19 protein-coding genes, 2 rRNA genes and 1 other annotated feature are annotated in these 25,264 nt (G+C 29.7%); all 21 genes read right to left on the reverse strand.

Annotation, left to right across the window (positions count from 1 at the left end; genetic code table 11):
- A complete protein-coding gene (gene rpmG / locus I4U66_RS11960) occupies nucleotides 1–150 on the reverse strand; it encodes a 50S ribosomal protein L33 (protein WP_092921766.1) in 150 nt (49 codons plus the stop codon).
- Between the two features lie 219 nt (nucleotides 151–369).
- Nucleotides 370–1,563, reverse strand: a complete 1,194-nt coding sequence (gene tuf, locus I4U66_RS11965; protein ID WP_092921788.1) for an elongation factor Tu — start codon at nucleotides 1,561–1,563, stop codon at nucleotides 370–372.
- Nucleotides 1,564–1,632: 69 nt separating this feature from the next.
- The gene (gene sigH, locus I4U66_RS11970; RefSeq protein WP_166506188.1) at nucleotides 1,633–2,280 is read right to left on the reverse strand and encodes an RNA polymerase sporulation sigma factor SigH; all 648 of its coding nucleotides are present in this window, start codon (nucleotides 2,278–2,280) and stop codon (nucleotides 1,633–1,635) included.
- A 61-nt stretch (nucleotides 2,281–2,341) separates the two neighbouring features.
- Nucleotides 2,342–2,869: an NYN domain-containing protein gene (locus tag I4U66_RS11975; RefSeq protein WP_166506187.1), complete on the reverse strand. Its 528-nt coding sequence runs from the start codon at nucleotides 2,867–2,869 to the stop codon at nucleotides 2,342–2,344.
- Nucleotide 2,870: 1 nt separating this feature from the next.
- Entirely contained in the window at nucleotides 2,871–3,605 is a 735-nt protein-coding gene (gene rlmB, locus I4U66_RS11980; RefSeq protein WP_166506186.1) for a 23S rRNA (guanosine(2251)-2'-O)-methyltransferase RlmB, read from the reverse strand.
- 12 nt (nucleotides 3,606–3,617) lie between these two features.
- The gene (gene thyX, locus I4U66_RS11985) at nucleotides 3,618–4,376 is read right to left on the reverse strand and encodes an FAD-dependent thymidylate synthase (RefSeq protein WP_166506185.1); all 759 of its coding nucleotides are present in this window, start codon (nucleotides 4,374–4,376) and stop codon (nucleotides 3,618–3,620) included.
- A gap of 134 nt (nucleotides 4,377–4,510) precedes the next feature.
- On the reverse strand, nucleotides 4,511–4,906 hold the full coding sequence (locus tag I4U66_RS11990; RefSeq protein ID WP_166506184.1) for a Mini-ribonuclease 3: 396 nt from the start codon (nucleotides 4,904–4,906) through the stop codon (nucleotides 4,511–4,513).
- 2 nt (nucleotides 4,907–4,908) lie between these two features.
- Nucleotides 4,909–6,306: a cysteine--tRNA ligase gene (gene cysS, locus I4U66_RS11995; protein WP_166506183.1), complete on the reverse strand. Its 1,398-nt coding sequence runs from the start codon at nucleotides 6,304–6,306 to the stop codon at nucleotides 4,909–4,911.
- 138 nt (nucleotides 6,307–6,444) lie between these two features.
- Nucleotides 6,445–6,600: a hypothetical protein gene (locus tag I4U66_RS12000; protein WP_166506182.1), complete on the reverse strand. Its 156-nt coding sequence runs from the start codon at nucleotides 6,598–6,600 to the stop codon at nucleotides 6,445–6,447.
- Between the two features lie 371 nt (nucleotides 6,601–6,971).
- Nucleotides 6,972–8,453: a glutamate--tRNA ligase gene (gene gltX / locus I4U66_RS12005; protein ID WP_166506181.1), complete on the reverse strand. Its 1,482-nt coding sequence runs from the start codon at nucleotides 8,451–8,453 to the stop codon at nucleotides 6,972–6,974.
- A gap of 320 nt (nucleotides 8,454–8,773) precedes the next feature.
- Nucleotides 8,774–10,489 carry a proline--tRNA ligase gene (locus I4U66_RS12010; RefSeq protein ID WP_166506180.1) on the reverse strand — a complete coding sequence of 572 codons (1,716 nt, stop codon included), beginning with the start codon at nucleotides 10,487–10,489 and terminating at the stop codon, nucleotides 8,774–8,776.
- Nucleotides 10,490–10,559: 70 nt separating this feature from the next.
- Nucleotides 10,560–10,766, reverse strand: a binding site (T-box leader).
- Nucleotides 10,767–10,901: 135 nt separating this feature from the next.
- Nucleotides 10,902–11,381 (reverse strand): 2-C-methyl-D-erythritol 2,4-cyclodiphosphate synthase, encoded by a 480-nt coding sequence (ispF, locus tag I4U66_RS12015; protein WP_092921748.1) that lies wholly within the window; start codon nucleotides 11,379–11,381, stop codon nucleotides 10,902–10,904.
- Nucleotides 11,382–11,394: 13 nt separating this feature from the next.
- On the reverse strand, nucleotides 11,395–12,078 hold the full coding sequence (gene ispD, locus I4U66_RS12020) for a 2-C-methyl-D-erythritol 4-phosphate cytidylyltransferase (RefSeq protein WP_092921746.1): 684 nt from the start codon (nucleotides 12,076–12,078) through the stop codon (nucleotides 11,395–11,397).
- A gap of 99 nt (nucleotides 12,079–12,177) precedes the next feature.
- Nucleotides 12,178–13,263 (reverse strand): PIN/TRAM domain-containing protein, encoded by a 1,086-nt coding sequence (locus I4U66_RS12025; RefSeq protein WP_166506179.1) that lies wholly within the window; start codon nucleotides 13,261–13,263, stop codon nucleotides 12,178–12,180.
- Between the two features lie 106 nt (nucleotides 13,264–13,369).
- A complete protein-coding gene (gene disA / locus I4U66_RS12030; RefSeq protein WP_166506178.1) occupies nucleotides 13,370–14,440 on the reverse strand; it encodes a DNA integrity scanning diadenylate cyclase DisA in 1,071 nt (356 codons plus the stop codon).
- A gap of 2 nt (nucleotides 14,441–14,442) precedes the next feature.
- Nucleotides 14,443–15,816 (reverse strand): DNA repair protein RadA, encoded by a 1,374-nt coding sequence (gene radA, locus I4U66_RS12035; protein WP_092921740.1) that lies wholly within the window; start codon nucleotides 15,814–15,816, stop codon nucleotides 14,443–14,445.
- 167 nt (nucleotides 15,817–15,983) lie between these two features.
- A complete protein-coding gene (locus I4U66_RS12040; protein ID WP_195929007.1) occupies nucleotides 15,984–18,437 on the reverse strand; it encodes an ATP-dependent Clp protease ATP-binding subunit in 2,454 nt (817 codons plus the stop codon).
- A 231-nt stretch (nucleotides 18,438–18,668) separates the two neighbouring features.
- The gene (locus I4U66_RS12045) at nucleotides 18,669–20,600 is read right to left on the reverse strand and encodes an elongation factor G (RefSeq protein ID WP_092921736.1); all 1,932 of its coding nucleotides are present in this window, start codon (nucleotides 20,598–20,600) and stop codon (nucleotides 18,669–18,671) included.
- A gap of 565 nt (nucleotides 20,601–21,165) precedes the next feature.
- Nucleotides 21,166–24,603 carry a pyruvate carboxylase gene (locus I4U66_RS12050; RefSeq protein ID WP_092921734.1) on the reverse strand — a complete coding sequence of 1,146 codons (3,438 nt, stop codon included), beginning with the start codon at nucleotides 24,601–24,603 and terminating at the stop codon, nucleotides 21,166–21,168.
- A 407-nt stretch (nucleotides 24,604–25,010) separates the two neighbouring features.
- Nucleotides 25,011–25,127, reverse strand: a 5S ribosomal RNA gene (gene rrf, locus I4U66_RS12055).
- A gap of 58 nt (nucleotides 25,128–25,185) precedes the next feature.
- Nucleotides 25,186–25,264, reverse strand: a 23S ribosomal RNA gene (locus I4U66_RS12060); the annotation flags it as partial.

Below are 25,264 nucleotides of genomic sequence, written 5' to 3' on the forward strand. Positions count from 1 at the left end.
CTATTTTGTTTCTTTGTGAGTAGTGTGCTTCTTACAGAATCTACAGTATTTTTGTAATTCTATTCTGTCTGGGTTGTTTTTCTTGTTCTTAGTAGTGTTGTAGTTTCTTTGATTACACTCTGTACATGCTAAAGTTACTTTAACTCTCATCTGCTACACCTCCAACTTTTTTATGCAATAATAATTAATATATATATAATAATATAACACCTTAATTATTTATTGAGGTATTATTACCTTCCTGAATCATTACCTTGTATAAGTTATCACAAAATTATAGTGGTGTCAATGTTTTTGTGGTTTCTCTCTTTAAAAAAAGAGGGGGTTAAAACCCCTCTTTTATCTATAGATTAATCACCTAAGAAAAGATTACTCTATTATAGAAGCAACAACACCTGATGCTACTGTTCTTCCACCTTCTCTTATCGCGAATCTTAATCCTTCTTCTATTGCTATTGAGTTTATTAACTCTATAGTCATTTGTATGTTATCTCCAGGCATAACCATTTCTGTACCTTCTGGTAACTTACAAGTTCCTGTTACGTCAGTTGTTCTGAAGTAGAATTGTGGTCTGTATCCATCGAAGAATGGAGTATGTCTTCCACCTTCTTCTTTTTTAAGAACGTATACTTCTGCATTGAACTTAGTGTGAGGCTTAACTGTTCCTGGCTTAGCCATAACTTGTCCTCTTTCTATTTCATTTCTTTGTACACCTCTTATTAATGCTCCTATGTTATCTCCAGCTTGTGCTTGGTCTAATAACTTTCTGAACATTTCTACTCCTGTTACTACAACTTTTCTTGGCTCGTCAGCAAGTCCTACTATTTCAACTTCGTCTTGAACCTTTAATACTCCTCTTTCAACTCTACCTGTAGCAACTGTTCCTCTACCTGTTATAGAGAATACGTCTTCTACTGGCATTAAGAAGTCTTTGTCAACGTCTCTTTCTGGAGCTGGTATATATTCATCTATTTGCTCGAATAATTCAACTATTTTGTCTCCCCACTCTGAAGAAGAATCTTGTAATGCCATTAAAGCAGATCCTCTTACTATTGGAGTGTCATCTCCTGGGAATTCGTACTCATTTAATAAGTCTCTAACTTCCATTTCAACTAACTCTAATAATTCTTCGTCGTCTACCATATCACACTTGTTTAAGAATACTACTATGTATGGTACACCAACTTGTCTTGATAATAATATATGCTCTCTTGTTTGAGGCATTGGTCCATCAGTTGCTGAACAAACTAATATAGCACCATCCATTTGAGCTGCTCCTGTTATCATGTTCTTAACGTAGTCAGCATGTCCTGGACAGTCAACGTGTGCGTAGTGTCTGTTTGGAGTTTCGTATTCAACGTGAGCAGTTGATATTGTGATTCCTCTTTCTCTTTCTTCTGGAGCTTTATCTATGTTAGCGAAATCTACTGCTTCTCCTAATTGATATCTATCGAATAAAGTTTTTGTTATTGCAGCTGTTAATGTAGTTTTACCGTGGTCAACGTGACCTATAGTTCCTATATTAACATGTGGTTTATTTCTTTCAAATTTAGCTTTAGCCATTTTGAAATACCTCCTGTTTTTATATTATTAGTTATAGCTTACATTAAGCTTATGATAAGTATTTTACTATTAATTATTCCTGTTTTCAAGATGTTTTTCTAATTTTCTCTTGACTCTTTGAAGAGCATTATCTATTGATTTTACATCTCTTCCAAGCTTGTCTGCTATATACTGATAAGACTTACCATTTAAGTATAGTTCTAATACTTCTTGTTCTAGATCACTTAAAAGCTCATCCATCTTACTTTGAATGTGTTTTAGCTCCTCTTTACTTATTATAAGCTCTTCTGGATCACTAACTATGCTTGTTGCTATTATATCTAAAAGAGTTCTATCAGACTCCTCATCATATATCGGTTTATTTAATGATATGTAGGAATTTAACGGTATATGTTTTTGCCTAGTTGCTGTTTTTATAGCAGTTATTATTTGTCTAGTTATGCATATTTCAGCAAATCCTCTAAAAGAATTTGTTTTAGTAGCATCAAAATCTCTAACTGCTTTGTATAAACCTATCATACCTTCTTGTATTATATCTTCTTTGTCTGCCCCTATTAAAAAATATGATTTCGCTTTTGCTTTAACGAAATTTTTATATTTTTTTATAATATATTCTAATGCTATTGTATCCCCCTTACTCGCTTTTAATACTATTTCATACTCATCTTGTTGCGAATTATCTATTAACCCATATTTTTCGTCATTAGCTACGAACATGTAAATCTCCCCCAATAAAACATTTTCATAGCTATATTATAAGCGAATAATTTTAGTAATTTCAATGCATTCTACGAATGTTCTCAAGTTTCGACAATGTCTCTTTATCTAATCTTTCTTCTAACCAATTTCGCTGTATCTTTTTTTGGTTACTACTGTTTTTTTCCCTTATATTCGACTTAGCTTTGTCTAAGTCTAACTTTAACTCTCTGGCAGATATTCTTGTTGCTCCTTTTCCTAAAATAATTTGCTGTTCTGCATAATCATTTGTAGCAACTTTTATATCGTCGTATCTGGAAAGAGTACTTATAAATTTTTCTATGTAGCTATCTGCAGTTTGATGCTCTCTAGTGTATACCACAGTTATATATTTCCTGTCTTCTACAGTTTCTCTACTATGCTTTACATTATATGCATCAAACACTATTATAGCTTTTCTTCCTGTAAATTCAGCATATTCGATTATTATGTCTATTAATTTTTCCCTAGCACTTTCTAGACTTGTTTGAGCAATGTCCTTTAATTCATCCCATGCGTTTATTATATTGTAACCATCTATTATTAGATAACTTTTTACATTTCTTCTCAATTTATTTTACACCTGATCTTTGTTTAAATATCTCATAAAGAAGTATTCCACCTGCTACAGATGCATTTAGCGATGTAACATTACCTATCATAGGCATTTTTATAGTGAAGTCGCAGTTTTGTTTAACTAATCTAGATATACCAAAACCTTCACTTCCTATTACAAGACCTATTGAACCTGTAAGGTTTTGCTCATAAAATACTTGTCCATCCATATCAGCTGCTGCTATCCATAGTCCTTCTTCTTTTAGTCTCTTTATCGTATTAACTATATTAGTTACCTTACATATAGGTACATATTCTACAGCTCCTGCTGATGCTTTAGCAACTACTGGGGTAACGTGAACTGATCTTCTTTTTGGTATTATAACCCCATGAGCTCCAACTGCATCTGCTGTTCTAATTATTGAACCTAAATTGTGAGGGTCTGTTATTTCATCTAGTATTATAAAAAATGGATCTTCTCCTTTTTCTTTAACACTATCTATTAAATCATCTAATTCCCAATACTTAAGTTCACTTACTTGAGCTATTACACCTTGATGAGAGTGACTTGTACTAATTTCATCTAATTTATGCTTATCAACATATTGAACTATTATGTTCTTTTCTTTAGCCATTGCTATTATTTTTTTTATTGATCCTTCTTTTGCAGAGTTAGATACCATTATCTTATCTATTTCTCTACCATTTTTTATTGCTTCTATTACAGGATTTCTACCTTCTATACTTGCCAATTCTTTCACCGCCTATAAATTTTTAAACTTGTCTCTTATCTGAACTATATTCCCACATGTCATGTTACCTTCTGGGCAAGGTCCTTTTACACATTTAGGTCCTATATTTTTAAATAAGATTGGAGCTACTTGCTTTAATTGTCTTAGCATTTCTATTGATAGCTCTCTTATTTCCCATTGTGCCCTCTCACAGCATCTATGATTTAAGAAATTATATAAACTTCTTGTATTCATAGTAAATACTACTTTTGTTTCACATGCATTAGGAAATACATATCTAGCATCTTCTATTGCTTTCTTTTCAGCTTGTCTTTTAGCTTCTTTTTCATTTTTTCCATCTTTTATCATATTATTATAATGTTTATCAAATAATATATCCACTAATTTATCATATGATTTTTGATCTTCTTCCATAGCTTGTATAAATACTTCTTTAGCTTCTTTTACTGCTTCTATCTCTGGTGGTACTATATACTCAAATTGATCTAACTTTACATACCTTTGACTTTGTTGTGAATAGCTTGCTATACGATGTCTAACTAATTGGTGAGAACAAGCTCTTGATATTCCTTCAACTGCAAATGTAAATGATACATGCTCTAATGGAGATTCATGCCCTATATTTATTAACATATTTAGAAATCTATCTACCGATTCATCTGTTAGATTTTCTTCTATTTGATCCACCCCTACTGCTGAATAACATAGTTTTGCAGCCATTGATATTACCTTTTCTGGTTCTGGTGTATGTGCTAATAATTTTACTTTCATCTCTAAAACCTCTTCCTTAAAATATTCATATTTTTTATTATACAATATTAAAATTATATTTTTTTATTTATTTTGTCTATCATAAAAAAGTATATATACTCGTATATAAAAAGGTATTGTTTTTAACAATACCTTTACATATTTTTTTCTATGATATTTATGCCTTTTTCAACTATGTAGTCAAGCCTATCTTTCTCTCCGCCTAAATGTAGATATCCCACTAAAGCTTCGAACCCAGTTGCACATTTATAGTCTATAATATCTGCATTTTTAGGAGAAGTATGAGATTTTTGATTTCTACCTCTTTTGTAGATTCTTAATTCATCTTCACTTAACTCATCTTCTATTTCATGCATTACTGTCGCCTGTGCCTTAGCATTAACATACTTTATAGCTGACTTGTGAAGGTCATTGACCTTTTTGTTGATGTTCTTTCTTATTAGATACTCTCTTATATATGACTCATATATTGTATCACCTATATAGGCTAATACTAATGGAGACATTGTTATTAATTCCGTTCTATTCATAATTATGCTCTCTTCCACTTAGTTCCTTGTCTAGTATCTTCTAGTATTATGCCTTTTTCTAATAACTCTTGTCTTATATCATCTGCTAATTTATAATCTTTATTTTTCTTAGCATCTACTCTTTTTTGTATAAGATTTTCTATTTCTTCATCTAATATATCATCATTTTTCTTATTAACTATATTTAATACAGAAGTTAATTCATTAAATTCATCTAGACATAATTTAGCAAATTCTAAAGAAGAATTTTCATTTACATTAGTGTTTATAAACTTAGATAATTCAAATATAGCACTTATTGCATCTGCTGTATTTAAGTCATCTTCCATAGCGTTTATAAACTTTTCTCTGTAACTATTTAGTTCAGATACTAAATCTTTTTCTCCTTCAGTTAAAGAACTTTCTTTTAAGTTTTCTATTGTGAATTCTAATTTTTCTTTAGCATTGTAAAGTCTTTCAAGCCCTGCTTTAGCTTGTGCTAACATTTCATCACTGAAGTTAACTGGATTTCTGTAATGTGCAGATAACATGAAGAATCTTACTATTTCTAAATCATATTTTTCAGATATCTCTCTTACTGTAAAGAAGTTTCCTAGAGATTTACTCATTTTTTCATTGTTTATGTTTATGTATCCATTGTGTACCCAATAATTAGAGAAAGTTTTTCCACTTCTAGCTTCACTTTGAGCTATTTCATTTTCATGGTGAGGGAATGTTAAATCTTGACCTCCAGCATGTATATCTATAGTTTCACCTAAGTATCTCTTAGACATAACTGAACATTCTATATGCCATCCTGGTCTACCTTCTCCCCATGGACTTTCCCATCCTGGTTCTCCTTCTTTTTTTGCTTTCCAAAGAACGAAATCCATTGGATGTCTCTTTTGACTATTAACTTCTATTCTTGCTCCAGCTTCTAAATCGTCTTGATTTTGTTTAGAAAGTTTTCCGTATCCTTCAAATTTTTTAGTGTCAAAGTATACATCTCCGTTAGATTCATAAGCATATCCTTTTTCTTCTAATTCCTTAACAAAATCTATTATTTGTTGTATGTTATCTGTTACTCTAGGATGAACATCTGCTCTTTTTATTCCTAATCCATCAGCATCAACAAAATACTCATTTATGTATTTATTAGCCACTTCTTCTGGTGCTATGTTTTCTTCATGACCTCTTTTTATTATTTTATCATCTACATCTGTAAAGTTTTGAACGTAAGTTACATCAAAACCTCTATATTCTAAATATCTTCTAAGTGTATCAAACATTATGAAAGGTCTAGCATTACCTATATGTATATAGTTGTAAACTGTAGGTCCACACACATACATTTTTACCTTTCCTTCTTCTAATGGAACAAATTCTTCTTTTGTTCTTGTTAATGTATTGTATAACTTCACTCTTATCACCTCACTGATTGTTATATTATTTCTTAACTATCTATATATTATATTATAGTTTAAATTCTTTACAATTAATAGTACTACTATTATGTCCTTATGATTTTAAAAAAATCTGATTGCAAAAAAATTATAGGTTTATTCTTCTAAAAATGAAATTTTTTTTAAGGAACAAGTATTATAAGTTTCTTCACTTATAATTTTTTCTTTTTTTAACTTCTCTAGTATGTTAACATAATCTGCACATAAACTTTTCAATTCTTTTTTTATATCATCTTTATTATTACTATACATAGTTACCCTCCCTGGTATAAAGTAAAACTATATTGTATTTTAAAAATAACTTTTCAAATAATTTATTTTCTTATGCTTTTTATATATTAACTTTGTTTTAAATAATCCCTTTAGTTATACCCATAAATCTTTTCATCAAAATACTACACAAATAATTTTTTACTCTTCATAGTACTAAAAATTAACATATATTTCTTTCTATTTTGTTTATTTCTCTTATTATATATAAAACTCCTAGATATGCTACATTTTTTGAATATAATATATTTAGTAAAATTTTAAAATAAATATAATTATTATTTAATGCTATTTATATAATCTATGTTGAAATTAATAAAAAAACTCACCTAACTAGGTGAGCTCTTTTCATATTATAATATGTTGTTTTTAACGTATGCTATTCTCTCTAAACAATTTTCTTTTCCTAGAACTTCCATAGTCTTTGGTAAATCTGGTCCATGCATTTGTCCTGTTAATATTACTCTAGAACCCATGAATAAGTTTTTACCTTTTATACCGTGTTCTTTTTGTATTTCTTTAAACATAGCTTTAACAAATGCTTCATCTACAACTTCTGCATTTTCTATCTTAGTTTGTAATGCATCTATTAAAGTTGGTATATGTTCTAAGTTTAAGAATTCTCTACATTCTTCAGTTTCTAATTTAACTTCATTTGAGAAGAATATATTAGCATGTTCAGTTATTTCTTTTACATATTGTAATTTTTCTTTAACAACTGATACCATTCCTTTTATAAAATCATACTTAGTAGTAGCTTCTTCTTCTGTTATAAGACCAGCTTCAACTAAGAAAGGTATAGCTAAGTCTGTTAAGTAGCTATCATCTGCTTCCTTTATATAATGTTGGTTAACCCAGTTTAGTTTTTCTGTATCAAATACTCCACCACTCTTAGATACTCTTTCTACAGAGAAAGCTTTCTCTAATTCTTCCATAGTGAATATTTCTTGGTTGTCTTCTGGAGACCAGCCAACTAATGCAACATAGTTAACTAATCCTTGTGGTAAATATCCTTTTTTCTTGAAGTCTTCAACTGCAACATCACCATGTCTCTTACTTAACTTTTTCTTTTCTTTGTTAAGTATATTTGGTAAATGTACAAATGTTGGTGCTTCCCATCCAAATGCTTCATATAAGTAAACATGCTTTGGAGTTGAAGAAACCCATTCTTCTCCTCTTATAACATGAGTTATTTTCATTAAATGGTCATCAACTACAACTGCAAAGTGATAAGTTGGGAATCCATCAGTCTTTATTAAAACTTGGTCATCTAAATCATTAGTGTTAAATTCTGTTTCACCTCTAACTAAGTCAGTGAATTTTATAACATGATTTTCAGGTAATTTTAATCTTATAACGTAAGGTTCTCCTGCTGCTATCTTAGCTTCAACTTCTTCTTTAGAAAGATCTCTACAGTGACCATCGTATCTTGGAGTTTCTCCAGCTTCTTTTTGCTTTTCTCTTACTTCGTCTAATCTTTCTTTTGTACAGAAACAGTAGTATGCTTGTCCATTATCTAATAATTGTTTTATATAATCTTTATATATATCTAATCTTTCAGATTGTATATATGGCCCATTTTCACCTACTTGAGTTATGTTTCCATTTTCATCTATCATAACACCTTCGCTATGATTAACTCCAGCCCAACTCATAGCATTAAGCATATTTTCTATTGCACCATCCACTAATCTAGTTTGGTCTGTGTCTTCTACTCTTAATATGTACTCTCCACCCATTCTCTTTGCAAATAAGTAGTTATATAAAGCAGTTCTTAAACTACCTATGTGTACAAATCCAGTTGGACTTGGAGCAAATCTTACTCTTACATTCATTTGAATAGCCTCCTCTAATAGTTGTTATGTATAAATTTATAATATCAGAATAACACATATATTGTAATGTTATTTTACCCAAATCTATGTTAAAATCGCGATATTATTATATTTTTATACCTACAAGTATACACCTATAAATCTATTTTATAAGTACTAACTTAAAAAAATTTAAATTTATCTTATTTTAAGCTCTTATTTTATATTAAAATTTTGTGGATAATATGATTTTCTACACAATTAAAATAGTATATATATCCACATATTAACCATTTTTTGTTGATAGTTTAGTGAATTATATATACTATTTATTATCTATACTATCCTAACTTAACGTTATTCTTAACAAACTCAGCTTCTATTTTAGATTTTATTTCATCTAAGCTTATTAATTCTTTATCTTGGGCATCTCTTAATTTAAATTCAACTTTACCGTCAGTTATATCTTTACCAACTGTGATTCTCATTGGTATACCTACTAATTCGCTATCCTTGAACTTAACTCCAACTCTTTCGTCCCTATCATCTAATAATACTTCTACACCCATAGATTGTAACTCATTGTATATCTTTTCAGCAGCTTCCATTTGCTCTGCTTTTTTGATATTCACTGGTACAACTACTACATGATATGGAGCTATTGATAATGGCCATATTATACCATTTTCATCATGATGTTGCTCTATTATAGCAGCAGCAGTTCTTTCTATACCTATACCATAGCATCCCATTACTATTGGCTTAGATTTTCCATCTTTATCTATATAGTTAGCTCCCATAGTTTCTGAGTACTTAGTTCCTAACTTGAATATATGACCAACTTCTACCCCTCTAGCTATTTCTAATTCAGAACCACATTTAGTACATTTATCTCCTTCAGTAACATTTCTGAAATCTCCAACTGTACCTTCGAAATCTCTTCCATAGTTAGCATTTTGTATGTGGTATTCATCTTTATTAGCACCTATAACTAAATTATTTTGTTCAGCTACTTCATTATCTATAAATACATAGTCAGCTTCAACACCTATTGGTCCAGCAAATCCTATACCTGCTTTAGTTACAGCCCTTACAACTTCTTCTCTAGCAAGTTCAAACTCTACTGCTCCACCTATAGCATTAGCAACCTTAGTTTCATTAACTTCTCTATCTCCTCTTACTACAACCACAACAGTCTTTCCATCTACTTCATATACTAAAGTCTTAGCAAATCTATTTGCTGGTAAGTTGAAGAATTTTTCTAAATCTTCTATTGTGTGAACATTTGGAGTATGTATTTCTGTTAATTCTTTCATTTCTTCTTTATCTAAAGAAGTATTTACTGAAACAGCTTTTTCCATATTTGCTGCATAGTCACATCCACTACAGAATACTATTTCATCTTCTCCTACTTCTGATTTAACCATGAATTCTGCTGAAACAGATCCACCTATTGCTCCTGTATCTGCTTGAACTGGACTATTATCTAATCCACATCTAGCGAATATATTTGTATAAGCATCATACATATCTTGGTATGATTTATCTAATCCTGCTTCATCTATATCAAAACTATATGCATCTTTCATAGTGAAAGTTCTAGTTCTCATAACCCCAAATCTAGGTCTTCTCTCATCTCTATATTTAACTTGTATTTGATATAAGTTAAGTGGTAATTGCTTGTAAGAAGTTATTTCTTGTCTTATTAAATCTGTGAACACTTCTTCATGAGTTGGTCCAAGGCAGAAATCTCTATCATTTCTATCTTTCACTCTCATCATTTCTGCACCCATTACGTCCCATCTTCCAGACTCTTTCCATAACTCAGATGGTATTAATCCTGAACATAGTATTTCTTGGCATCCTTTTTTCTCTAATTCCTCTCTTACTATGTTTTCTATTTTTTTGAAAACTCTTATACCCATTGGTAATTGATTATATACTCCTGATGCCATCTTTCTTATCATACCAGCTCTCATCATTAATTGATGACTTGTTATTTCTGCATCAGCTGGAACTTCTCTTAATGTTGGCATAAACATTTTTGACATTTTCATAGTTATTTCCTCCTGTTTTATATTTTGAAAGTCTTAATATTAAAAAAAACCTTCCGTCTCTATACATATGTATAGAGACGGAAGGTTGAATTTCCGCGGTACCACTCTAATTAGCCATTGGCTCTCTTTAGGGGATATAACGGTCCCTACCGTAAAGGTTTGTTACCACCTTTATGCTAAAAGATTGGTTCAAAGATTATATCTTAGGAACTTTCACCAAATGTTCCCTCTCTGTGAAGACTCTAGTCTTTTACTATTTCTTTATTATAGCTTTGATTTATGTTTTTTATTTATTGTATGTTGTTATTAATAATAATATTATTGTATTCATTTATTGTTGCACATTTTAAGGAATAATTAATTATTAATTTTATTTTTCCATACTTATGAGATAATATTATATTATTTCATATTAGTTGTCAACTTTAACTAATAAACAAATACTTTGTGATGCTATACCTTGCTTTGTACCTGTAAAACCAAGTCCTTCTTCTGTTGTTGCTTTTACATTTATTCTGTCTAAGTTAGTATTTAAAGCATTAGCTATATTCTCTCTCATACTTTGAATATGTGGTGCCATTTTTGGCGCTTGCGCTATTATTGTAGCATCTATGTTACCTATAGTATATCCCTTTTCTATTATTAGATTATTTACATGTCTAAGTAATTCTATACTATCTGCTCCTTTATATCTTTCATCTGTATCAGGGAAATGCTTACCTATATCTCCTAATGCTAATGCTCCTAACATAGAATCCATTATTGCATGAACTAAAACATCTGCATCTGAATGTCCTAATAATCCCGTTTCATGTGGAACATTAACTCCACCCATTATAAGTTTTCTACCTTCAACTAATTTATGAACATCATATCCTAATCCTACTCTCATTATATAGCCTCCGTTAAATTTGATCTTTTAATATTTGTGATCCTATACTTAAATCTTCTTGTGTTGTTATCTTAATGTTATTATATGAACCTTCTATCATTTTAACCTTATATCCTATTTCTTCTACTAACATTGCATCATCTGTTCCGTAGAAATTATTTTTAAAGGCATCTTCATATGATTTTAGTAATATATCGTATTTAAATGTCTGTGGTGTATGAACTGCCCACAAAGTACTTCTATTCGGTGTATCTATTATATCTTTATTTTCATTAACCACTTTTATAGTATCTTTTACCGGTACTCCTACAACTACTGCATTATTTTCTTTGGCTTCGTCTATTGATTTTCTTATAATTTCTTTTGTTACAAATGGCCTTGCCCCATCATGTATTAATACTATCTCACAATCTTTATTTAAACTTTTAAGTCCATTATATACAGAGTCTTGTCTTTCCTTCCCACCAAAAGCAATCTTTATGTTATGTAAATTATACTTTTCTATAATTTCTTTCTTAAAGAATTCTTCTTCTTCTTTTTTTATAACTACAACAATATCTTGTATATCATCATTTTTATAAAACTTTTCTATTGTATATGCTATTATTTCTTTGTTATTAAGCTTTATAAATTGTTTATTTATCCCCATTTTCATTCTACTTCCACTACCAGCTGCTACTATAACAACGCCATTCATTTAATCACCTCTTTATATACAATTAACACTTATATATTAACTACTTTATCTAATAAATTATATCAAAAAAGCCTTCGAAAATACGAAGACTTTTAAAATTTAAACTTTAGGTTTTCCAAATATCATTCTTCCAGCTGGAGTTTGTAATACAGATGTAACTAAAACACTTATAGTTTGTCCCATGTATTTTTTACCTCCATCTACAACTATCATAGTACCATCATCTAGGTATGCTATACCTTGACTATGTTCTTTACCTTCTTTTACTACTTGAACCACCATAGCTTCTCCTGGTATTGCTACTGGCTTAACAGCATTAGCTAGTTCATTTATGTTTAATACCTCAACACCTTGAACTTGTGCTACTTTGTTTAAATTGTAATCGTTAGTTACAACCTTACCATTTAGAGTCTTAGCTAGCTTTAAAAGCTTACTGTCTACTTCAGCTATATCGTCAAAATCAGTTTTAGTAATTTCAACTTCTATTTGTAGTTCTTCTTTTATTATATTAAGTATATCTAATCCTCTTCTTCCTCTAACTCTTTTTAAGTCATCTGAAGAGTCCGCTATATGTCTTAATTCATCTAAAACGAATTCAGGTATAACTAATTTACCTTCAACGAATCCAGTTTTGCATATGTCTGCTATTCTACCATCTATTATTACACTCGTATCTAATACTTTAGGTGGTATAACCCTGTTTATTTCCTTCTTAGATCCTTTATCTTTCATAGATCCTGAAATTTTGCTTAACTTTCCTAAGTTAAATAAGTCATCTTTACTCTTTAATGCTACTCTTATACCTAAGTAGCCCATAAACCCATATGTAATAAAAGCTAAGAATCCTCCGATTATAGGTATTGTGCTCATTATACCACTTACTAAGTAAGCTATTACGAACCCAACTATAAGACCTATAGATCCTAGTAATATATCTGTTTGAGGATATTTTGATATTTCTTTATCCATAACCTTAGCAATATCCTTAAATTTATCAGTAAACCACGGCTCTATTGCATAGAATATGATTCCTACAACTATCCCAACTGAAACAGATGCAATTAAACCATATATCTCTGCACCAAATTTAAGTGCCGGAAATGCTTTCATTAAAGTTGCATATGTAGTCATACCTAGAGCAAACCCCAGTATGCTTGTTATAAATCTTATCACTTTTGGTATCAATTCTTCACCCCCGGATTAATACTTAATATTTTTTTATTATAATCTATAATACCATATTTATTCAACAACAAAGTCCTTAAATATATCTTAAATCCTTATTAATAAATTATATAAGTCTATCTAGTAATACTAATTGTTTCATTTTTATTAGTCCATTTCTTATATATGTTGCCCTTATTTCACCTATCCCCTCTACATCATCTAAATCTTCAATAGATGCATCTAGTATTTCTTGGAAATCTTCAAAGTAATTTACTAAATTTTCAATTATAGTTGATGGTAATCTATGTATCTTATTTAATACTCTATACCCTCTTGGTCTTATCTCCATATCCATATTTTCAGAGAATCCACTATAACCTAAAAGTTTAGCCATATTAGTTAAATCTACTAATTCTTCAGGAGATAATGTTTTTATTTTCTTTTTAAATAACTTTATGTCTATATCTTCTTTGCTATAATCTTTTAGTATAAGTTTTTGGTCAATTTTAGTTGTTCCAACTAATTCTTCTAACTGCATTCTGACTAGTGTTCCTTCTTGCCCAAGCTCTATAATATATTTTTCTATTATACTTGTAATTCTCATAACCATTTCCATTTTTTGAAGTACAATTGCTACATCGTATATAGTTACTAAATCATTAAATTCTAATGCATTTAGGCTTGCTACAGCTTGATCTAATACTGCTTTATATTTTTCTAAAGTCTGTAATGCTTGATTAGCTTTTGTAAATATTTTTGATATTTCTTCTAGCGCATACTTTTGATCTCCTCTGTATACAGTTATTACATTTCTTCTTTGAGATATAGCAATAACTATAGAACCTGTCTGCCTTGCAACTCTCTCTGCTGTTCTATGTCTTGTCCCTGTTTCAGATGTAGGAATAGAATAATCAGGTATTAATTGTGCATTTGCAAATAATATCTTCTTAACATCTTGACTAAGTACTATAGCCCCGTCCATTTTTGCTAATTCATATAAATATGCAGGTGAATAATCTGCATTTATATTAAATCCTCCATCTACAACCTTCATTGTATCTTCTCCATTTGATATAACTATCAAACCACCGGTCTTAGCTTTTAGTACATTTTCTAAACCTTGTCTTAATGGACTTCCAGGAGATATCATTTTTAATGCGTGTAATACATTCTTATTATTTAAGATATCTTCCATTATTATTTATTACCCCCTAGTACTATATTTATAGCTTGTCTTAAATTATCAACTGGCCATATTTCTATACCTTTAACATCTTTTACTGCATCATAATTACTTCTTGGTATAACCATTTTTGAAAATCCTAATTTTTTACACTCAGCTATTCTCTTTTCTATATAGCTAACTGCTCTTACTTCTCCTGTTAAACCTACTTCTCCTGTTACTGCTATTTTTTCATCAACTTCAATGTTTCTAAAACTTGATGCAACGGCAATTATTATACCTAAATCTATTGAAGGCTCATTTATTTTTATACCCCCTACAATATTTAAATACACATCTTGATTTTGAATTTGCAATCCTACTCTCTTTTCTAAAACAGCTAATAACATAGCAACTCTATTATAATCAACCCCTGTAGCTGTCCTTTTAGGAATACCAAAACTAGTTGGGGATACTAATGCTTGCAGTTCTAAAAGCATTGGTCTGGTCCCTTCTACTGTAGATATTATTACAGAACCAGCCACATCTTTTGGCTTTTCTGATATAAGTATCTTAGATGGATTTTCTAACTCTACCAAACCTAAATCTCTCATTTCAAAGACACCTAGTTCATTAGTCGAACCAAATCTATTCTTTACAGCTCTTACTAATCTATATGTATTATATCTTTCTCCTTCAAAATATAAAACTGTATCCACCATATGCTCTAATAATTTAGGACCTGCCAATGAACCTTCTTTTGTTACATGTCCAACTACGAAGGTTGATATACCCATTTTTTTAGAAATTTTCATGAATTTAGATGTACCTTCTTTAATTTGGCTAACAGTTCCTGGAGCTGATGATATTTCTGGGCTATAAACAGTTTGAATAGAATCTAATATGATAAGTTCTGGATTTATACTTTCTAAATGAGCTTCTATTATACTTAAATTATTCTCTGCGAATATATACAGATTATCTGAACTTATACCTAACCTTTGAGCTCTCATTTTTATTTGAGATTCAGACTCTTCTCCTGATATGTAAAGTACTCTTTTTCCTGAGTTTGCAACATTGCTTGAAACTTGTATTAGTAGTGTAGATTTACCTATCCCTGGGTCTCCTCCAACAAGAACTAATGACCCCTTTACAACACCTCCACCTAACACTCTATCCAATTCATTTATACACGTTGAAAATCTTTCTTCTTCTTTAGTTTGTATAGAATTTATACTTACTGGTCTTGATGATGATTTATCTATAATGAAAACTTCTTTTTTACTTCCTTTTTGCTCAATTTCCTCTACGAAAGTATTCCACTTTGTACATTCAGGGCATTTCCCTAACCATTTTGAAGTTTCATACCCACATTCTTGACATACATATTTTGTTTTTATTTTTGCCATATAATTCACCCTTAAATTCTTTTTGTCTATATAATTTTAGCATATCTATATAATATTATGTAGAATCTTTAAAATCCTTTATAGCTAATATACCTATATATTATACTAATATTTTTTGCTTATAAAAATAAAGGGGAATACTCTCCCCCTTATTATATATATTACTACTATTTGCACTTAAATACTATCTTATTATTTTCTACCTCTGCTATAACAACATTTCCACCTCGTATGTCTCCTTTTAGTATTACTTCTGAAAGTGGATTTTCTATCTCTTTTTGTATGGCTCTTTTTAGTGGTCTTGCACCATACTGTAAGTCTAATCCAACTTTTGATATAAATCTTATGGATTCTTCGGTCATATTTAGGTTTATGTTCATAGCTTGCAACCTCGATGCTAATTCTTTTGTCATTAATTTTACTATTTCATCTAAATCTTCCTCTGTTAGTGAATGGAATACTATTATATCATCTATTCTATTTAAAAATTCAGGTCTAAATTTTTGTTTAACTTCTTCCATTATACATTCTTTCATATTTTCATAATCACTCTTGACTTTTTCCTCTTTATTTCTATTTGTAGAGAATCCTAATATTCTTTGAGAGCTTATTTTTGTTGCCCCTACATTAGAAGTCATTATTATTATAGTATTTTTAAAGTCTACAGTTCTACCTTTGGAATCTGTTAGTCTTCCATCATCTAATATTTGCAATAAAATATTAAATACATCTATATGCGCTTTTTCTATTTCATCAAGTAAAATTACAGAGTAAGGATCTCTCCTTACTTTTTCTGTTAATTGGCCACCTTCTTCATAACCTACATATCCTGGTGGTGACCCTATTAGTCTAGATACTGCATGTTTTTCCATATACTCAGACATATCAAGTCTTATTATCTTATTTTCATCTCCAAATTGCACTTCTGCTAAGGCTTTTGATAATTCTGTCTTGCCTACTCCTGTAGGACCTAAGAATAAGAAAGATCCAATTGGTCTATTTGGATCTTTTAATCCTGCTCTTGACCTTCTTATAGCTCTCGAAATTGACTTCACTGCCTGCTCTTGACCAACCACTCTTTCATGTAATATTTTCTCTAACCTTAATAATTTGCTAGATTCAGATTCTACTATTTTATTTACAGGTATACTGGTCCATAATTCTACAACTTCTGCAATATCTTCTGGTTTAACTACTTCTGTATATTTTCCCATAGCATTCCATTGTTGTTTTACTTCTTTAAGTTCTTTCTTCAAATTTTCTTGCTGTTTTTTTATTTTATCAATTTTCTCAAAATCTTGATACATTACTGCTTTGTCTTTTTCCTTATCTATGCTTTCGATTTCTTCTTCTAATCCTAAAATTTTAATTGATGATTTGCCTATTTTTAACCTAACTCTTGATGCAGCTTCATCTATTAAATCTATAGCTTTATCTGGTAAAAATCTATCAGTTATATATCTTATAGATAAATCTACTGCTGCAACTAAAGATTCATTACTTATTTTTAATTTATGAAAATCTTCATATTTATCTCTAATACCCTCTAAGATTTTTATACTTTCTTCTCTAGATGCTTCTTTAAGCACTACTGGTTGAAATCTTCTTTCAAGAGCTGAATCCTTTTCTATATGCTTTCTATATTCATCTATTGTTGTTGCTCCTATAATTTGTAGTTCTCCTCTTGATAGTACAGGTTTAAGTATATTTGATGCATCTATTGTACTTTCTCCAGTTGCACCTGCACCTATTATTGTGTGTATTTCATCTATAAATAGAATTACATTGCCATTTTTTATAACCTCATCTATAACTTGCTTTATTCTATCCTCAAATTCACCTCTATATTTTGCACCTGCTAGCATAGAACCCATATTTAAAGTATATAAGCTTTTATTTTTTAAAGTTTCAGGCACATTTCCTTCTGATATGTTTATAGCTAATCCTTCTATTATAGAAGTTTTTCCTACGCCTGGATCTCCTATTACAACTGGATTATTTTTTGTTCTTCTACTTAATATTTGTATAACTCTCTCTATTTCAATTTTTCTACCAACTACAGGGTCTAATTTACCTTGGGAAGCTAGTTTTACAAGATTCTTACCATATTTATCTAAAAGTTTTAGAGATTCCTCTTGTACCTTAACTGTGTATTTTTCTTCTTTTTCTTGTTGTATTGAGTACTCCTCTAATCCCATCATATCAATTATTAACTGCACAATAGCTCTCTCATCAATACCTTCTAAGTTTAATATTTTCATAGCAGTACCATTGCCTTCTTGAACTATCGCTAACAAAATATGCTCTGTTCCTATATAATTAGTTCTTAACTTATTAGCAAACATACCAGAGAGCTCTAATATTTGTTTACTCCTTGGACTTAATGTTACATCTTCTACTGGCTCATTAGCGTTGCCTTTTACTTCAATTATTTTTGATTTGATTATGCTATCTGTTAGTCCTAACTGCATTAATACTTTTCCTGCTATTCCTTCCTTTTCCTTTATTAAGCCAAATAAGATATGTTCACTACCTACCACTTTATGACCCAATCTTTGTGCACTTTCTATACCTATATCTATTGATCTCTTTGCCCTTTGAGTAAATCTGTTAAAATACAAACTTTACCCTCCTCTCTATTATAATAATTACTTAATGCTATCTATATTTGATTAATTTAGTAATTAATTATAGTCAACCTTTTTAATATCATTCAGTTACTTCATAATACACATCTACTAAATGTATATTTAATCTAATTTATATGCATTTTTTTCATTATTGTTCCAAGGTTTAACTTGTACTTTCTAAAAAATTTAAGGCTCTAGATGAGCAATCTAGAGCCTTAAATTTTATTTATTATTTTCCAACTCTATTATTTTTTGAGCTAATTGAGCTGGAACTTCTTCATATGTTTCTAAGTCCATCTCAAAATAACCTCTTCCCTGAGTCATGGCCCTTAAATCTATTGCATATTTAAAAGTTTCTGCTTGTGGAGCATTTGCATATATTATTTGTTTTCCTTTTTCATCAGATTCCATTCCAAGTATTTTTCCTCTTCGCTTATTTATATCCCCCATTATATCCCCCATATACTCTTCTGGAACAGTTATCTTAAACTTCATTATAGGCTCTAGTAAAACTGGCTTAGCCTCTTCCATACCCTTCTTAAATGCTATACCTGCTGCTAATTTAAATGCCATTTCTGATGAGTCTACATCATGATATGACCCATCATATAAAGTTGCTTTTATATTTGTAACTGGAAAACCTGCTAAAACTCCCTTTACCATGGAATCCTTTATACCTTTTTCTACTGCTGGGATATATTGTTTTGGTACAGATCCACCAAATATTTCTTCAGCAAACTCAAAATCTAAATTACTTCTTTCAAATTTAATTTTGACATCTCCGTATTGCCCATGACCTCCTGACTGCTTTTTATGCTTACCTTGAACTTCAGCTTTTCCTTTTATAGTTTCTCTATAAGCTACTTTTATATCTTCTAAGCCAATATCTACACCAAACTTTGACTTAATCTTATTTTTTATAGTATTTATATGGAGTTCCCCTTGACCTCCTATTAATACTTGTTTTGTCTCAGGATTTCTATACCACTTAATAGTTGGGTCTTCTTCAACCACTTTATTTAATGCAGAACCTATCTTATCTTCATCTCCTTTATTTTTAGGAACCACTGCATAATATATTTGTGGCTTTGGTAAGTTTATATCTTCTAATTCGTATTCATCCTTACTTATAGATACAGTGTGGCCAGTTTGAAGTGAATTTACTTTTGTTACAATTATTATATCTCCACATCTAGCCTCACTTAGCTCTATAAGGTCTCCATTTTTCATAGTATATATATTATATATTTTTTCTTTCTCTGATTTATTCAAATTAAATAATTCACAGTCTTTATTTATTTTACCTTGAGTTACCTTTATATAAGACATTTTTCCTATGAATGGGTCTACTATTGTTTTAAATACTTGCCCTTTAAATTTAGCCTCTATATTAGAGTACTTTGGCTGCAAATATTTTGAAACAGTTTCTAATATTTCAGCTGTTCCTATATTGTTTATCGTTGAACCACATATAACAGGAATTATATCTCCTCTTTGCATACCTATAGTTATACCTTTTTGTATATCTGCATCACTTAAATCGTCTCCACTAAAATACTTATCTAATAACTCATCATCTGTTTCTGCTATAAGCTCCATTAACGCTTCTTTTACACTCATAGCTTCTTGCTTAAATTCTCCATCTAATCCATCCATATTTTCAAAAACATTATGTAATTTTATAAATTCTTTATTCTTATATATAGGTATAATCATTGGTACTACTTTATTGCCATACTTCTCTCTAAGCATAGCTAGTGTATCTTTATATCTAGATTTTTCATTATCAATTTTATTTATGAACATTATTTTTGGCATGTTTTCAGTTAACTCTAATGATTTTTCTGTTCCCACTTGGACGTCAGTTGTTGCATCTATAACTATTATAGCTGCATCACTTGCATTAAGAGATGATATTACTTCTCCACAGAAGTCAAAGTAACCTGGTGTGTCTAATAGATTGTATTTATAGTCATTATACTCTACTGGAGTTAATCCTATACTGTATGTCATATTCATTTTATCAGTTATTCTCGGTATTTTACTAGTTAACTTTGATGTGTATGCTATGGCTTCAATTAAGTTTGTCTTCCCGCATCCACTATGACCTAGTATTGCTATATTTCTTATATTACTACTATCGTAAATTTTCATATAAGCACCTACCTTTATAATTTATAAATTACTTTGAGTATTTCACTATAATTACATAACTAAATTTTATTTTTTGATAATAAGTATGTAAACATCTTAACTCTAGGTGGTGATATAAGTATTTCCCAAGAAATAGTTAGTACTTAAGGTCTTAGTCATTAATTCTATACTTATTACCTCTTTCCTCTCTTTTACTGTAATTTCATATTTAATAATAAATTTTATTTTATATATATATATTCAATAATCTATATATAATTCCACTTATTATTTATACAATTCTAATGCAGTATATTAATAATATTTTTTCTCATATTTCACTATTGATATACATTTTATCTATTTATCGAAGTTTAATTTATTCAATTGATTATGTCCTTATACTGACAATTATTTCTTCTATTTTTCGATAAATAAAAGAACTTATGCCTTTTAAGCATAAGTTCTTTTTTAGCTTATCATATTATTACAAACTAACTTTAAAGAAGAATATCTTCATATTTTAATCTATTTAATTTATATTAGAAATTCTTAAGTATTGTTTTATATGAGTTAAGCGAATTTTTTATTTATCTTTCATAGTTATAAGTAATTGCTTATCTCTTACTAATTCCCCTTCTTCAACTTTTATTGATTTTACAATACCATCTGCTTTAGCAACTATTATAGTTTCCATTTTCATTGCTTCTATAATAATCATTGGTTGATTTTGTTTTACTTCATCATCTTCTTTAACTAAAATTTTAACTACTTTTCCAGGTATACTAGCTCCTATTTGCATAGGGTCATTCATATCAGCTTTTATTATATCTTTTATGTTCCCAGAGTAGTTATTGTCTTTTATATCTATATCCCTCATCATACCATTTAATTCAAATGATACTGTTCTATTTCCATTTTCTTTAACATCACCTATATCTACTAACTTTATAGTAAGTATTTTACCTTCTTCTATCTCTACTTCACACTCTTCACCTTTATTTAATCCATAGAAATACACATGACTATCTAGCTTTGATATATCATTATATAGTTGCAGATGTTTTAGGTAATCTTCATATACCTTTGGATATAAAGTATAACTTAATATATTTCTTATATTTGTATTCATTTTGAATCTCTTATCTAAATCAGCTTTTATACTTTCAAAATCTTCCTTTGGAATTAATTTACCAGGTCTTTCTTCTATCGGAGTGTCTCCTTTTAATACTACCCTTTGAATATCTTTTGGTATTCCTCCTTCTGGTTGACCTATCATTCCTTTACAGTAGTCTAATACAGAATCTGGAAATGATAATTTTTCACCTTCTTCTATTATGTTATTCTTATCTAATTTATTTTTTACCATAAATATAGCAAGGTCTCCTACTACTTTAGATGATGGAGTTACTTTTATAATATCTCCCAATATTTCATTTGCTTCTTTATACTTTTCTTTTACTTCATCAAATTTATTTGACAGTCCTAAGCTATCAGCTTGTGGTTTTAGATTTGTATATTGTCCTCCTGGTATCTCATATTTATATATTTCAGCAGAAGGATTTGATAAATCACTTTCAAATCTAGAATATATTTTTCTTAAATCTTTATAATAGTTTCCTATTTCTTCATATCCATATAAATTAATCTGAGTATCTCTTTCAGTATTTTTAAGTGCTTCTACAATAGCGTTTAGTGATGGTTGGCTAGTTAAACCTGCCATAGTTTCTAATGCTCCATCCACTATGTCCACCCCTGCCTCAGATGCCATAAGGCAAGTTGCAATACCATTTCCACTTGTATCATGTGTATGAAGATGTATAGGAGTATTGACATTATTTTTTAATTCTTTTATAAGAGTATATGCTGAATATGGCTTAAGTAAGCCTGCCATGTCTTTTATACATATTATATCTGTACCTAATTCTTCTAGCTCTTTAGCCATTCTTATATAATATTCTAAATTATATTTATTCTTTGTTGGATCTAATATATCTCCTGTGTAACATATACTAGCCTCTACTATTTTTCCAGTTTCTAAAGCTGTTGATATAGATGGCTTCATATTTTCCACCCAATTTAGAGAGTCAAATATTCTAAATACATCTATTCCCTGTTCTGCTGATTGTTTTATAAATTCTTCAATTACGTTATCTGGATAATTTTTATATCCAACTCCATTTGATGCTCTAAATAACATTTGGAATAATACACTAGGTATCTCTTCTCTAAGTTTTTGTAGTCTAATCCATGGAGATTCTTTTAAAAATCTATATGCAACATCATAGGTTGCTCCGCCCCACATCTCAATAGAAAATAAATCTTTCATATACTCATTAGTTGGTTTTGCTACTTTTAATAAGTCATATGTTCTAAGTCTTGTAGCTAGTAATGATTGATGTGCATCTCTCATAGTTGTATCTGTCAGCAATAGTTTCTTTTCATTTTTAATAGATTCCATATACTTTTCTTTACCTAATCTATTAAACAGATCCCTACTTCCTTCATTAAGTATTATATCTTTATTTATCTTAGGCTGATATATTGAATCAAATGAAGGTTTATCTTCGCATTTATTTTCATTTACTACTGTATTCCCTATAAATTGAAGTAATTTTGTACCTCTATCTTTACTTTCTCTTATCTCAAATAATTCTGGATTAATATCTATAAATCTGGTGCTACATTTTCCCTCTACGAATATAGGATTATTCAATACATTTACCAAAAATCCTATATTAGTTTTAACACCTCTAACCCTAAATTCTTTGATAGATCTTATAGTTTTATTTATTGCACCTTTAAATGTTCTATCCCAAGATATAGTCTTTACAAGTAGACTATCATAGTATGGACTTATATTTGCCCCTGCAAATCCATTACCTCCATCTAGTCTAATACCAAATCCTGAACCAGTTCTATATACTTGTATTTTACCTGTATCTGGCATAAATCTATTTTTAGGGTCTTCTGTTGTTATTCTACATTGAATAGAATATCCTCTTAGTTTTACATCTTCTTGAGATTTTATATTTATCTCATCACTATCTAATCTATATCCTTGAGCAATTAATATTTGACTTTGCACTATATCAATACCGGTTACCATTTCAGTTACCGTATGTTCTACTTGGATCCTTGGGTTCATTTCTATAAAATAGTATTCTCCACTATCATCTACTAAAAATTCTAAAGTACCTGCATTTATATATCCTACATGCTTAGCTATTTTAACTGCGTCATTGCATATATTTTCTCTCAATTTATCGCCTAGAGAAAATGCTGGTGAATATTCTATTATCTTTTGATGTCTTCTTTGTACTGAACAATCTCTTTCATACAAATGTACTATATTTCCATACTTATCCCCTAATATCTGTACCTCTATATGTTTAGGATTAGCTATATACTTTTCTATGAATATCATATCTTCACCAAAAGCTTTTTTTGATTCACTACATGCTGTTTCATATTCTATACTTAAATCTGATTCGTTATAAACAACCCTCATACCTCTACCGCCACCGCCGTTAGAAGCTTTAAGCATTATTGGATATCCTATTTCTTTAGCTATTTCTTTGGCTCTTTTAATATCTTTGATTGGTTCATCTATTCCTGGTATAGTAGCTACATCCACCTCTTTTGCTATTCGTTTTGAATTTATTTTATCTCCCATCATATTCATTATATCTGCTGATGGACCTATGAATGTTATTCCATTTTTCTCACACTTCTTTACGAATTCTGGGTTTTCAGATAAGAAACCATATCCTGGATGAATTGCATCTACATTTTTCTTCTTAGCTAATTCTATAATACTATCTATATCTAAGTATGCGTCTATTGGACCTTTATCTTCTCCTATTAAATAAGATTCATCTGCTTTTGTTCTAAATAAACTATATTTATCTTCTTTACTATATATCCCCACGCTCTTTATCCCCAATTCAGAGCAGGCTCTAAATATCCTTATAGCTATTTCTCCCCTGTTAGCAACTAAGATTTTATTAAATTTTTTAAACATAATCCTAATCCCCTCCCTTTTTCTTTTAATATTAAAGATTATAAACTATGTTATTTAATGTTTAAATACGTTTACTTGAAGTCCTTAATAAATAATATAAATACATTTAAATAAATAACTTTTATCTTATATAACAAAAAATACCTAACTTTAGTTAAGGCGGTTTAGATTATATTATTAAGTATTTAAATTTTTTTATTTTTAATATAGAAATTTATTGGAATTGATGCATATTTTGAACTAATCGTTTGTTTAGATATCATTTAATATAGCAAATTTATCGCATTTGCATTAAATAAATGATTTTGGAAATATTGTATAGCTTAGTATTGATTTTTATAAAGACTTATTTTTTATTATATGCTTTAAAATATAAATATTACTATTTTTTCACATAAAAAAAGATTACGTGGCTACGTCTTACTCTCCCAGGGGGTCGCCCCCCAAGTACCATCAGCGCTAAAGAGCTTAACTTCTGTGTTCGGTATGGGAACAGGTGTATCCTCTTTGCTATAATAACCACATAATCTTTATCTTTTAGAGTTAATACTCTGAAAACTGTATATCATTTAGTTAATGATTTTGGTCAAGTCCTCGACCTATTAGTATCGATAAGCTAAATACATTACTGCACTTACACCTTCGACCTATCAACCAGGTA

This window comes from Romboutsia sp. D33t1_170424_H2, assembly GCF_015669105.1.
Taxonomy (GTDB): domain Bacteria; phylum Bacillota; class Clostridia; order Peptostreptococcales; family Peptostreptococcaceae; genus Romboutsia_C; species Romboutsia_C hominis.